Annotated in this window: 10 protein-coding genes and 2 tRNA genes; 4 read left to right on the top strand and 8 right to left on the bottom strand. The window is 59.1% G+C overall.

Going from position 1 to position 13,213, the window contains the following annotated elements:
* Positions 1–33: 33 nt before the first annotated feature.
* The 4 genes from alaS to B5M06_RS12490 form a co-directional block, all read right to left on the bottom strand.
* Positions 34–2,658 (bottom strand): alanine--tRNA ligase, encoded by a 2,625-nt coding sequence (gene alaS / locus B5M06_RS12505; protein WP_054067716.1) that lies wholly within the window; start codon positions 2,656–2,658, stop codon positions 34–36.
* 87 nt (positions 2,659–2,745) lie between these two features.
* Complete coding sequence (locus B5M06_RS12500) at positions 2,746–3,702, bottom strand: pseudouridine synthase (protein ID WP_054067758.1); 957 nt, start codon at positions 3,700–3,702, stop codon at positions 2,746–2,748.
* Positions 3,703–3,790: 88 nt separating this feature from the next.
* The gene (locus B5M06_RS12495; protein WP_054067715.1) at positions 3,791–5,083 is read right to left on the bottom strand and encodes a 3-deoxy-D-manno-octulosonic acid transferase; all 1,293 of its coding nucleotides are present in this window, start codon (positions 5,081–5,083) and stop codon (positions 3,791–3,793) included.
* Positions 5,084–5,105: 22 nt separating this feature from the next.
* Positions 5,106–6,494 carry a phosphomannomutase/phosphoglucomutase gene (locus B5M06_RS12490; protein WP_054067714.1) on the bottom strand — a complete coding sequence of 463 codons (1,389 nt, stop codon included), beginning with the start codon at positions 6,492–6,494 and terminating at the stop codon, positions 5,106–5,108.
* A 299-nt stretch (positions 6,495–6,793) separates the two neighbouring features.
* Between B5M06_RS12490 and B5M06_RS12485 the strand changes: the two genes are divergently transcribed.
* From B5M06_RS12485 to B5M06_RS17240, 3 genes are read left to right on the top strand one after another with little or no spacing between them, the layout of a single operon-like run.
* The gene (locus B5M06_RS12485; protein ID WP_054067713.1) at positions 6,794–7,882 is read left to right on the top strand and encodes a PAS domain-containing protein; all 1,089 of its coding nucleotides are present in this window, start codon (positions 6,794–6,796) and stop codon (positions 7,880–7,882) included.
* 15 nt (positions 7,883–7,897) lie between these two features.
* On the top strand, positions 7,898–9,223 hold the full coding sequence (locus tag B5M06_RS12480; protein ID WP_338028325.1) for a putative bifunctional diguanylate cyclase/phosphodiesterase: 1,326 nt from the start codon (positions 7,898–7,900) through the stop codon (positions 9,221–9,223).
* Positions 9,220–9,510, top strand: a complete 291-nt coding sequence (locus tag B5M06_RS17240) for an EAL domain-containing protein (RefSeq protein WP_240184061.1) — start codon at positions 9,220–9,222, stop codon at positions 9,508–9,510. The genes B5M06_RS12480 and B5M06_RS17240 overlap by 4 nt, the downstream gene beginning before the upstream one ends.
* Before the next feature lie 99 nt (positions 9,511–9,609).
* Here B5M06_RS17240 and B5M06_RS12470 read toward each other — a convergent pair whose 3' ends face one another.
* Positions 9,610–11,532, bottom strand: coding sequence for a propionate--CoA ligase (locus B5M06_RS12470; protein WP_133936541.1), 1,923 nt, complete (start codon positions 11,530–11,532; stop codon positions 9,610–9,612).
* A gap of 268 nt (positions 11,533–11,800) precedes the next feature.
* Here B5M06_RS12470 and B5M06_RS12465 point away from each other — a divergent pair, with 268 nt between their 5' ends.
* On the top strand, positions 11,801–12,106 hold the full coding sequence (locus tag B5M06_RS12465) for an H-NS histone family protein (RefSeq protein ID WP_054067709.1): 306 nt from the start codon (positions 11,801–11,803) through the stop codon (positions 12,104–12,106).
* A 411-nt stretch (positions 12,107–12,517) separates the two neighbouring features.
* Here the strand turns inward: B5M06_RS12465 and B5M06_RS12460 are convergent.
* From B5M06_RS12460 to B5M06_RS12450, 3 genes are all read right to left on the bottom strand, one after another.
* Positions 12,518–12,594 (bottom strand) — tRNA-Pro (locus tag B5M06_RS12460).
* A gap of 102 nt (positions 12,595–12,696) precedes the next feature.
* Positions 12,697–12,773 (bottom strand) — tRNA-Pro (locus B5M06_RS12455).
* A gap of 112 nt (positions 12,774–12,885) precedes the next feature.
* Positions 12,886–13,209 carry an integration host factor subunit alpha gene (locus tag B5M06_RS12450; protein ID WP_240183919.1) on the bottom strand — a complete coding sequence of 108 codons (324 nt, stop codon included), beginning with the start codon at positions 13,207–13,209 and terminating at the stop codon, positions 12,886–12,888.
* Positions 13,210–13,213: the final 4 nt, after the last annotated feature.

The following is a 13,213-nucleotide window of genomic DNA, read 5'->3' as shown; positions in this document are numbered from 1 at the left end:
GCCTTCTGGTTTTTAGTGAGGTGAAGTACGCAATCAGATGCGCTCAGCCACCCAGGCCTGAACCGATGCCAGCGCAGCTGGTACGCCCTCGGCATTGGAGCCACCGGCCATGGCCAAGTCTGGCTTGCCACCGCCCTTGCCGCCTACCTGCTGGGCCACAAAGTTCACCAGCTCACCCGCTTTGACCTTGGCAGTCTCAGCTTTGGTCACACCGGCAGCCAGCTGCACCTTGTCGCCGTCGACAGCGGCCAGCACGATCACGGCCGCACCCAGCTTGTCCTTGAGCTTGTCCATGGTCTCACGCAGGGTCTTGGCATCCGCGCCATCGAGCTTGGCAGCCAGCACCTTCACGCCCTTGACATCCGCAGCTTGCGTAGCCAGTTCATCGCCTTGGCTGGAAGCCAGCTTGCCCTTGAGTGCGGAAATTTCCTTTTCCAGCACCTTGATCTGATCCAGCGCCGAACCAATGCGGTGGTTCAGTTCTGCCACAGGCGCCTTCAGCGCTGCAGCAGCCTGGTCCACGGTGGACTCCAGCGATTGCAGATAGGCCAGTGCGTTCTCACCCGTCACCGCTTCCACACGGCGCACACCAGCGGCCACGCCCGACTCGGCCACGATCTTGAACAGACCGATATCGCCGGTGCGATGCACGTGGGTACCGCCACACAACTCACGGCTGGTACCAATGTTCAGCACACGCACGGTTTCGCCGTACTTCTCGCCGAACAGCATCATGGCGCCGCTGGCCTTGGCCGATTCGATGTCCATCACGCGTGCATCGGTGGCGGTGTTGGCCAGAATTTCCTGGTTCACACGGCGCTCGATTTCGCGGATTTGCTCTGCGGTCACAGGTGCGTTGTGCGTAAAGTCAAAGCGGGTGCGGTCAGCATTGACCAGCGAGCCCTTTTGCTGCACGTGCTCACCCAGCACTTCGCGCAATGCCTTGTGCATCAGGTGGGTAACCGAGTGGTTGCGCATGGTGGCGGCACGCAGCTGGGTGTTGACCTCCGCCTGCACAGCATCGCCCACCTTCAGGCTGCCGGACTCCAGCACGCCATGGTGACCAAACACATCGGCCTTGATCTTCTGGGTGTCTTCCACCGCAAACACACTGCCTGCGGCGCTGATAACGCCCTGATCGCCCACCTGGCCGCCGGACTCTGCATAAAAAGGAGTGGTATCCAGCACAACCACGCCGCTTTGACCAGCCTTCAGCTCAGAAACGGGCGTACCTTCTGCGTAAAGCGCTACGATCTTTGCAGATTCCACCAGCTTTTCGTAGCCGGTGAAGGTGTTGGCCGCGCCGGTGTATTCCAGCGCACGGTCCATCTTGAACTTACCAGCGGCGCGGGCCATGTTCTTCTGGGCTTCCATCGCGGCGTTAAAGCCTGCTTCGTCCACGGTCACACCGCGCTCGCGGCAGACGTCGTTGGTCAAGTCCAAGGGGAAGCCGTAGGTGTCGTGCAACTTGAAGGCCACGTCACCAGCCAGTACCTTGGCGTCACCGGCCAGGGCGCTGTCCAGAATTTCCATGCCATGGGCCAGGGTCTCGAAGAAACGCTCTTCTTCCACGCGCAGCACTTCGGTGATGCGGGCCTCCTGCTCGCGGATCTTGGGATAGGCATCGCCCATCACGGCGACCAGGTCCTTGACCAGCTTGTGGAAGAACGGCGTCTTCTGGCCCAGCTTGTAACCGTGGCGGATGGCTCGGCGCACGATGCGGCGCTGCACATAGCCACGGCCTTCGTTGGAAGGAATCACACCGTCCGCCACCAGGAAGGCAGTTGCACGGATGTGGTCGGCAATCACGCGCAGCGATGGATGCTCCAGATCGCTGGTGCCGGTTTCACGGGCAGCGGCCTTGATCAGGTTCTGGAACAGGTCGATCTCGTAGTTGCTGTGCACGTGCTGCAGAATGGCAGCCAGACGCTCCAGACCCATGCCGGTGTCCACGCACGGTGCGGGCAGCGGCTTGACGTTGCCCTGCTCGTCCATGTCGAACTGCATGAACACGTTGTTCCAGATTTCGATGAAACGGTCGCCGTCTTCATCGGGCGAGCCAGGAGGGCCACCGGCAATGTGTTCGCCGTGGTCGTAGAAGATTTCCGAGCAAGGGCCGCAAGGGCCGGTGTCAGCCATCATCCAGAAGTTGTCGGACTTGTAACGTCCGCCCTTGTTGTCGCCAATGCGAATCACGCGCTCTGGAGGCAGGCCAATTTCCTTGGTCCAGATGTCATAGGCCTCGTCGTCTTCAGCGTACACCGTCGCCAGCAGACGCTCCTTGGGCAGCTTGTAGACCTCGGTCAGCAGCTCCCACGCCCACTTCAGCGACTCACGCTTGAAGTAGTCGCCGAACGACCAGTTGCCCAGCATTTCAAAGAAAGTGTGGTGGCGCGCGGTGTAGCCCACGTTTTCCAGGTCGTTGTGCTTGCCACCGGCGCGCAGGCAGGCCTGCACCGAAGTTGCGCGGTTATAGGGGCGCTTGTCGGTACCCAGGAACACGTCCTTGAACTGGACCATGCCCGAGTTGGTGAACATCAAAGTGGGGTCGTTACCGGGCACCAGAGGGCTGGATTCCACAATGGTGTGGCCCTTGGATGCAAAAAAGTCCAGGAACGTCTTGCGGATGTCCGCAACGGAGAATTTGGGAGTGCTCATGGATAAGTCGTTGTCTTGTGCGCAAACACTGCTGCACGAATTAACTTTTGATTATAGGTTTCATGCATGGCATGGCGCGCAAGCCATTCAATCGTTCCGATAGTTCAACACGGGCTTGTGCACCGCTTCATGCCGCGGCAGCGGGCCCAGCGTGCGCCGGGAACGAAACTGGTGCTGCAGCCCGGTCACGGGATCGCAAAATGCCAGGCTTTGCGCCAGCAACATCAGGGGGCGAGAAAAATCCCCTTCTGGCGCATCATCCACCACAGGGTACAGACCATCGCCCTTGAGCCCTAGCCCCAGCGCTGCCATGTGTACGCGCAGCTGGTGGCGCTTGCCACTGATGGGCAAAAGCCGGTAGCGCGCCCAGTGCTGGTTGTGCTCCAGCAGTTCCATCTGTGTAAAGCTGTTGGGCGTGCCTGCGACTTCCTGCATCCGGATGAAATTGTTGCTTTCCACCATGCGGCTTGCGTGCTCACGCGGAAAGGTGATGGCGGGGTTCCACGGCGCAATCGCTTCATAGGCCTTGTGCACCGTGCGCTCTCGAAACAGGGCCTGATAGGCACCACGGTCCTCTCGACGCGCGGCAAACAGCACCAGCCCCGCCGTATCACGGTCGATGCGGTGCACAGGCGACAGATCCGGCAGGCCCAGCTGGTTCTTCAGCCGCACCAGCAAGGTGTTCTGCAAGTACTTGCCGCCCGGTGTGACCGGCAGAAAGTGTGGCTTGTCTGCCACCACAATGTGGGCGTCCTGGTAGAGCACCTCGGCTTCGAATGGAATGTGCGGCTCTGCCTCTACCTCACGGTAGTAATAAATACGCAGCCCTTTGAGCAGCGGCGTGTGCGGCTGCACGGGGCGAGCCAGCTCGTCCACCACTTCACCGCGTGCCATGCGCTCCAGCCAGCTCTCACGCGATACAGCCGGCAGGCGCTGCACCAGAAAGTCCAGACAAGTCCCGTCCCCCACATTGGGGAGCACCACGCAGCTGGGCTTGACGCCATCGCGTATGGGCAGCACTTGTGGATCATGGGTGTTATACATGGGGCTTCCAGCAAACCAGACCATGCAATCATGGTCAAATCAGGCTCCAGCGCTTGCTACACAAGCGCTGACAGCTATATTTTTCATACTAACGGTACGGCAACAGCTGCTGTATGGCCTGCGCCGTCGCTCTGGCGGTACCACGGTGTGAGGCCGCAAACTCCAGCGCGGCCTGCCGCGCAGCTGCCAGACTGCTGGCATCACGCACCAGCGCAGTTGCCAGCTGCACGCCCTGCTCCATATCCAGCACACGAAATGCAGCCCCCACTTCGCAAGCCGTCTGCGATACCTGGGCAAAGTTGAACGTGTGTGGGCCGATCACCATGGGGCAGCCACAGGCCGCAGCTTCGATCAGATTCTGCCCCCCCAGCGGCTCAAAGCTGCCACCGAGCAAGCCGATGTCTGCCGCAGCGTAGTACAGCGGCATCTCCCCCAAGCTATCGCCCAGCCAGACATCCACATCGGTCGGTGGCAGGCCATCGCCCCACTGGCTGCGGCGTGCCACACGCAGCCCGGCTTCCAGAAGCTGTGCATGGACTTCATCAAACCGTTGCGGGTGGCGCGGCACGATCAGCCACTGGCACTGCCCAGCCACCCCGTGGAATTTGCGACCAGCCCACTGGGCCATCCATTGCGCTTCTTCCCCTTCGCGCGAGCTGGCCAGCACCACCACGGGCCGCTGGCTCACCGCACGCCAGGCCTTGCCTTGCTCCAGCAAAGCCGCATCAGGCTGCACATCAAACTTGAGATTGCCCAGCACGGCCTGCACGGGAGCGCCTACGCTGCGCAGGCGCTCGGCATCTTCCTCGGTCTGCGCCCATACGGCACGCAAAGCGCCGTAGGTGGGTTCAAACAGCGATGACCAGCGCTGCGCACCAGCCTGCGACTTGGCATTGAGACGGGCATTGGCCAGCACCAGAGGCACGCCCATGCGCTGGCAGCCCTGCACCAGATTGGGCCAGATCTCGGTTTCCATCAGCACACCGATGGCTGGCTGAAACTGCTGCAGAAAGCGGCGCACGGCCTTGCGACTGTCCCACGGCTGCCACACCTGTATGTCGCCAGGCTGCAGCAGCTTGCGTCCTTCAGCACGGCCCGTAGCCGTTCCATGCGTGAGCAGCAGGCGCATGCCTGGCATGGCAGCACGCAGCTCATGGATCAGCAATGCCGCAGCACGCGTTTCGCCAAGGGACACGGCATGCACCCAAACCCACTGGCCTGCGGCCTCACGACCCAGATCCCTGGGCGTGTAACAGCCAAAGCGCTCAGGTACGGCTTCCGCATACCCTGGCTCTGCCTTGGCTCGCCTGCGCAGCTTGCGCTTGAGCAAGGGTTGCGCCGCCCACGCCAGCAGGGAATAAGCCGCCAAGCTCAGGTTCATGCTGCTCCTCTGCGCTGCGCCATCAATGCGCGGCACTGCCGATCTTGGCACCGGGCTTGACACGCTCGAGCAGTGCCAGCATCTGGGCCTCGATGCGGTTCAAAGCTTCCTGGGTATGGCCTTCAAAGCGCAGCACCAGTACCGGCGTGGTGTTGCTGGCGCGAATCAGACCAAAGCCGTCTTCCCAGTCCACACGCAGACCATCAATGGTGCTGATCTGGGCAGGCGCAGCAAACACTTCAGGCGCCAGTGCCTGCAACTGTGCAGTCAGGGCATGGGGCTCACCTTCGGCGCAGGCTACGTTCAGCTCCGGGGTTGAGAAGCTGGTGGGCAACGCATTGAGCACAGCGCTGGGGTCCGCTTCCTTGCTCAGAATTTCCAGCAGGCGACAGCCTGCGTAGGTGCCGTCATCAAAGCCGTACCAGCGCTCCTTGAAGAAGATATGACCACTCATCTCGCCACCCAGGGGAGAGTCCAGCTCCTTCATGCGCGCCTTGACCAGCGAGTGGCCGGTCTTGTACATCTCGGGCACACCGCCTGCTTCGCGAATGGCAGGTGCCAGGCGTTGCGTGCACTTGACGTCAAACAAAATCGTGCCTCCGGGCACGCGTGAGAGCACATCCTTGGCAAACAGCATCATCTGGCGGTCGGGGTAGATGGTCTGACCGTCCTTGGTCACAATGCCCAGGCGGTCGCCGTCACCGTCAAATGCCAGTCCCAATTCCGCATCAGTTTCCTGCAGAGCCTTGACCACATCGCGCAGGTTCTCTGGCTTGCTGGGGTCTGGATGGTGGTTGGGGAAATTGCCATCCACCTCAGAGAACAGCTCCAGCACCTCGCAGCCCAGCGCGCGGAAAATCCCCGGCGCCGTGGCACCCGCCACACCATTGCCGCAGTCCACCACAATCTTTACAGGGCGCGACAGCTTGACATCACCCACAATGCGTGCGGTGTAGTCAGCCAGCACATCGGCCTGGCGAATGCTGCCACCTGCCTGCAGCTGCCAGCTTTCCGCTTCCATGGTCTGGCGCAGGGCCTGAATCTCAGGGCCGTAAATGGCGCGACCTGCCAGTACCATCTTGAAGCCGTTGTAGTCCTTGGGGTTGTGGCTGCCCGTGACCATGATGCCGCTCTTGCACAGCGTGGCGGCCGCAAAGTACAGCATGGGGGTGGTGCACATGCCGACATCAATCACTTCAATGCCTACATCCACCAGACCTGCCATCAAGGCCTGGCTCAGCGCTGGCCCGGACAGGCGCCCGTCACGCCCCACGGCCACGACTTTTTCACCTTCAGCCAGGGCAGCCATGCCAAATGCACGGCCTACGCCGCGGGCGACCTCTTCGGTCAGTGTGGCTGGAACCACACCACGAATGTCATAGGCCTTAAAGATAGAAGCAGCAATCTGCACAGTGAAATCCTCAACGTGGCACAGGCCACAAAAACAAAGAGCACCGTACGTGCTCGGCCGTCATTCTAGAGACTTGGAGCAACCACCCCTACGGAAAGCTCGACTTTCTGCCTGCACTTCCTACACTTTGTTACGAGGTAATCCCTCATAGCGCTCCAACCGGGAAGGCTGCACGATGAGGCCGCACTCACAGATCACCCCCCGCAAGACGTCCTGCTGGCCAGGGCCTGCGCACGACCAGGCGCCTTGCCTCTGCTGCGCTTTGTGTGAGTACATAACGCCCATGGATCAGACGGCCTATGACCGCCTTTGCCTCACAGCTTTTCGCTCATGTATTGCGCCATTCCTTCAGCGCCTGGCTACTGGTCTCAGCGCTGGCTGTCATGCTGCCAGTCACATGGCAATGGCTGCAGCTACCTGCAGATCTATCTGGCTGGCTCGGCAGCTATGGCCAGTGGCTCAGCCTGCCCTGGCTCACGGTACTGCTCCTGGTTGTGGTCGTCGTGACTGCACGGCAGCGCAACATGCCGCAGGACATGTCACACACGCTGTACAGCGCTGCCTACCGCGCCTCACCTGATGCAGTGGGCATTACTTCCATCAAGGACGGGCGATTCATCGACGTCAACCCAGCCCTGTGCAATATGCTGGGCCTGCCGCGCGAACAAATCATCGGGCGCACCAATGCCGAACTGCAGGTCTATGCCACACCCGAAGAGCGTGTGCGCCTGCTGGACGAGCTGGCAAGCAAGGGGCAGGTGCACCGTCTGCGCATTCTGTGCCAGTCCCATGGCGAGATCGTCCCTGGCACGATTTCCGCGGTGCTGGTCGAGTTTGACAGCGAGCCCTGCATGTTCTTCATCTTTCATGACATGCGCGACTATGAAAAAGCGGTCGATCAGCTGCATTCCGCCAACCGGCTGCTGCAGCAAGCGGGCCACCTCGCCCAGCTGGGTGCCTGGGAAGACCGGCGCGGTCAAGGTCTGGTGTACTGGTCCGATGTCTGCTACGACATCCACGGCGTGCCGCGCAGCAGTCCGCTGCCCAGAGACTACCTCAGCACTTTTGTCGCCCCGGAACACAGAGAGCATATGCGCAGGCAGCTGCAGCAATGCCTGCGCGTGAACAAAGCATGGAATATTGACATGCAGATCATCCGCACCGATGGGCGCAAGCTCTGGGTCCGCTCCCACGGAGAAGCTGTACAGGACGACAACGGAAGAATCATTGCCATGCGCGGCGTGATGCAGGACATCGATGCCTACAAGCGCCAGGAGGAATCCATCCGTGAGCGCGAAGCCCTGCTCGCAGTCACGCTGGAGGCCGCCACCCTGGGGCGCTGGGACTGGGATCTGCTCCATGGGAGCATTACGGGCGACAGCTTCTAGCACAAGCTCAACGGCCTGGAAATCAAGCCTGCCTACCTCAGCCCTGCCGGTCAGAAACGCTGGCACTGGACAGAAATCATGGAGCCTCACGATGTAGCGCGCTGCAACGCCGAGCTGCAGCGCCATATCGATCACCCGGAAGGTGGTCCATTTGATATCACCTGGCAACGTCCAGGGCCTGCGGGACAGCCTCGCTGGCTGCGCTCTATCGGAAAAATCGTGAGTTACGACCTGCATGGCCGTGCCATGCGCATGCTGGGTGTGTGCCTGGACGTCACCGAGCAGCAGGAGCAGAAAAACACGCTGCGGCAACTGGCCCATTTCGACACACTGACGGGTCTGGCCAACCGCGTAGAGCTGGCTGCACGTCTGAACGATGCCCTGCAAAGCAGTCGCCAGAGCACGCAGCTGATGGGCATTGCCTACCTGGATCTGGACGGATTCAAACCCATCAACGACCGTCTGGGCCACGCAGCTGGCGACCGCCTGCTGGTACTGGTCGCCAAGCGCCTGCAACACACCATGCGCTCCAATGACTGTGCAGCCCGCTTTGGGGGTGACGAGTTCGTGCTGCTGCTCAACCTGCTCAACTCCCGTGCGGAGTGTGAAGCCATGCTGCAGCGGATCATGCACAGCATCTCCCGGCCCTATGCGCTCGATGGCGAGCAAGTCTTGGTCACCGCCAGTATCGGCTACACCCTCTCCCCCGATGATTCCAGCGATGCGGACACACTGATACGCCATGCCGATCAGGCCATGTACCAGGCCAAGCAGTCCGGGCGCAACCGCATTGAAGCTTTTGATGCCAACGAAGATCGCAGCCAGCGAGAAAACCACATCAAGGGCCAACGCATTCTGCAGGGGCTGCACCACCATGAATTTGTGCTGCACGTCCAGCCCAAGGTAGACATGCAGTCTGGCCAGGTCATCGGCGTGGAAGCGCTGGCCCGGTGGCAGCATCCACAGCAAGGTTTGCTGACACCCCAGCATTTTTTGCCGCATATCGAAGGCGGCGAGCTGGAGCTTGCCTTTGGGCAGTGGTCCATCATGCAGGCGCTGGACATCCTGGAAGACTTCCAGCAGCAAGGCCTGTCACTGCCGGTAGCCGTCAACCTATCTCCCACACATCTGCAGTACAGCCATTTCACGCAGTGGATGGCATCTCAGCTGCAAGCCCACCCTCGCATCCCACCCAGACTGCTGGATCTGGAAATCACGGAGAACGCAGCCTTGCACGACATGCAGAAAATGTCTCAGGTCCTCAAGGCGCTGCGCGCGCTCGGGTTGAACATTTCACTGGACGATTTTGTGGTACCGGCTACTCCTCCCTCACCTATCTGAGCAAGCTGCCACTGGACAGTCTCAAAATCGATCGCAGCTTTGTCTGCGACATGCTGACAGACCGTGCGCACCGTGCCATCGTGCACGGAGTCATCACCATCGCCAGCTCGTTTGGCTGCAAAGTCATTGCGGAAGGTGTGGAAAGTCACGAACAGTGCGCCTGTCTTTCAGACATGGGCTGCCATTGGGCACAAGGTTTTTATTTCGCACGCCCCATGGCGGTAGAGGACTTTTACCGCTGGCTGCAGACCCGGGAGCAGACCAGCCAGCCACAGCTGGCCAGCTGAGCATCGCCGCCATTCCATGCACAAGCACACAGAGCAAGCCGCCGCGCTGCGGCAAGCTTGCTCGGCATCACCTCGCATCAGTCATCGGACTTCAAGCACTCACGCCTGCTCAGCCGGGGCTGAGCCTTGCAGTGCGTCCCTGATCTGTGCCAGCACCGCAGGATCTTCCACCGTGCTCAGATCGCCGGGGTCGCGGTTTTCGGCGACAGCCTGCAATGCACGGCGCAGCAGCTTGCCGCTGCGTGTCTTGGGCAATGCCGTTACCAGCAGCACGCGCGCAGGCCGCGCCACGGCACCCAGCCGATCATCCACCAGCTTCATGACCTCGGCCTCTATGGCACTGCGCTGCTCGGCACTTTGTACTGCGTTCACATCGCGCACCACGGCAAATGCCAGAGCCACCTGACCTTTCAGGCTGTCCGCCACACCAACCACCGCGACTTCTGCCACACCGGGGTGAGACGAAATGGTCTCTTCAATCTCACGGGTGCCCAGGCGGTGTCCTGCCACGTTAATCACATCATCCGTGCGGCCCAGAATAAAGTAGTAACCCTCTGCATCGCGCACGCCCCAGTCAAACGTGCTGTAAATCATGCGCCCCGGGATGCTTTGCCAGTAAGTTTTGACAAAACGTGCATCATCACCCCACACCGTCTGCATGCACCCCGGAGGCAATGGGCCCTCAATTGCCAGCACACCTTTCTGGCCCGCCCCCTGCAATTCCTCTCCGGTTTTATCGTCAATCAGTTTGACGTGATAACCATATACAGGCTTGCCCGGACTGCCAAACTTGCTGGGCTGACGCTCTACACCGTTACACAAAGTCATGATGGGCCAACCGGTTTCTGTCTGCCAGTAGTTATCAACCACCGGCACATTCAGTGCTTCGCTGATCCATTGCGCCGTCGGCTCATCCAATGGTTCTCCGGCCAGCCACAATGCCTGCAGACTCGACAGATCATATTTGCGCAGATATTGCGGGTCGTGCTTTTTCAAAACACGCACTGCTGTTGGCGCAGAGAACATGTGCGTGACACGGTATTTTTCCACCAGCTGCCACCAGATGCCCGGATCTGGCCGAACAGGCAGACCTTCATAAAGAATCGTCGCCATGCCCGCAATCAAAGGCGCATACACGATATAGCTGTGCCCCACGACCCAGCCAATATCACTGGTGCAGAAAAAAGTCTGTCCGGGCTTGGCATTGAAAATATGAGGCATGCTGGCTGCCAGTGCCACGGTATAGCCGCCTGTGTCCCGCTGCACACCTTTGGGTTTGCCCGTCGTGCCGCTGGTGTACAGCACATAACTTGGGTCGGTAGATTTCACCCATTCGCAAGGCACTTGCACATCCAGATATCTGGCGCGTAACTCCTGCCACATATGATCACGCCCTGCCCGTAAATCCATGGCCGCCAGACCGCGATTTACCAGAAGTACCGCCTTCGGCTGATGTGCACTCAGTTTCAGCGCCTCATCCAGCAAGGGCTTGTACGCCACGACACGGCCACCGCGTGCACCTGCATCCGCACTGATAATGACCTTGGGCTGTGCATCCTCAATACGCGAAGCCAGCGATGCCGAGGCAAATCCCCCAAACACCACACTGTGAATCGCCCCCAGACGGACGCAGGCCAGCATGGCAAATACTGCCTCGGCAATCATGGGCATATAAATCTGTACACGATCGCCTTTACCCACGCCAAATGACTGCAATACCGCAGCCATGCGCTGCACCTCGGCATGCAACTGCGCGTAGGTATAGCTTTGCTCGGTATTTGTTTCTGTGGAAATGGCAATCAATGCCACCTGATTCCCGCGTGCGGACAAATGCCTGTCAATCGCGTTATGGCAAAGATTCAAACTCCCGTCAGCAAACCAGCGCGCAAAAGGTGGTTGCGAATAATCACAAATTTGCTGAGGCTTTTGGTGCCAGTCCACCAAAGCTGCCTGCTCCAGCCAAAACTGGTCGCGCTGCTGGGGATCGATAGAGTGTTGATAAAAGTCATGAAATTGCTGCATGGCCATGTCTCCTTTTCTTCTTTATATTTCGAGCATTATTCATGGCCCACTTGCGATAAGCTGACACAGCCTGAGACACAGACTCCCTGCATATGTTGCAAAAAACAACAAGCAGCCCTGCAAACAGCAGCACCAGCAAGCACGTTTTTTGCAAATTTTGCCAGCTGCTCTTTTACTGCTTTTCAATTTCGATATAAAATCAGCGCATTCACCAGTACGTCACAACCTCGTGGCGTTTATTTTTTAGTTTCACCTTCCCCTTAATTCGATGAGCACATACAAAGAACTCCTGGCACAACGCGCAGAACTGGAAAAGCAAATTGAAGCTGCCCGCAAAGAAGCGCTGGCTTCTGCCATTGCCCAAGTGCGCGCCATCGTTGCTGAATACGAACTGACTGAAGAAGACGTTTTCTCCAAGAAGGCTCCTCGTGCAGCCGCTGCTGGCACCAAGACCGTGGCCCCCAAGTACCGCGACCCTGAAACCGGCGCTACCTGGACTGGCCGTGGCAAGCCACCACTGTGGATTGCTGGCAAGGACCGTCTGAATTTCCTGATTCAAGACCAGACTGCCTAAATAAGCACTCTCTTATTTAAGTCAATCAAAAAAAGCCCAGTACTTTGGTTCTGGGCCTTTTTTGCTCTGCCACCCTGCACGCACAGATTGCGCACAGCATTACCTGGATGGCGCATCGGTTGCCTCAGCGCACAGGTGCCAGCCTGACGAGAAACCATACCTTGAATGCGCATTGGCGCTCAGCACCCTGCTGGCAACGTGCCAGCACATCCACCCCAGCTGCATGACCTGCCTCAGACCTCACTGCACACTGTCTGCACTCTGTTTTTAAGAGCTGCTTGCGCAGGCAGAATCAGCAACTGCAAGCTAAAAATATTTCAAACACAGTACACACAAGCGCAAGGCGCTATGAAAATTAAAGAAGCAACAATGAAAAAGCCACTTGATCTTGCGATCAAGTGGCTTTCAAACTGGTCGGAATGGCGGGATTCGAACTCGCGACCCCTTGCACCCCATGCAAGTGCGCTACCAGGCTGCGCTACATTCCGAAGCCTCAGATTATACCCCGGATTTTTCATCCAGATTTCAAAGCTCTGAAGAAACTTTGAAATCCAAGCCCCAGACAAAGCCTGAAACCAGGGAAAGATTGATGGTCGGAATGGCGGGATTCGAACTCGCGACCCCTTGCACCCCATGCAAGTGCGCTACCAGGCTGCGCTACATTCCGATCAATCGATAGGTTGAATTCTACACCTATTTTTGTAGCGCAATTTCAAAAAACTGCGCCACTTTGCGTGCTGTTGCCTAAGTTATTGAAAACTGGGCAACAGCACCTGCCCTCAGCCCTGGATCTGCTCCTTGAGCTTGCTGCTGGCGTGGAAAGTCACCACACGACGGGCGTCGATCGGGATCAACTCCCCGGTACGAGGGTTGCGGCCAGGGCGTGGTGCCTTGGAGCGAATCTGGAAATTACCAAAGCCCGAGAGCTTGACCTCTTCCCCGCGCACCAGGCTGCCAGAGATCAGGTCAAAGTAGGCATCCACCATGTCCTTGGCCTCACGCTTGCTCACACCCAGTTGGTCAAACAGCAGATCGGCCAGCTGCGCCTTGGTCAGCGCACCCGAGGTTTCTGCATCCCCCAGCATGACGTCTTGTGTGTTCATAACT

It is taken from the genome of Comamonas kerstersii, assembly GCF_002056725.1.
Classification (GTDB): Bacteria; Pseudomonadota; Gammaproteobacteria; order Burkholderiales; family Burkholderiaceae_C; genus Comamonas; species Comamonas kerstersii.
This window is presented reverse-complemented; position numbering and strand designations above follow the sequence as displayed.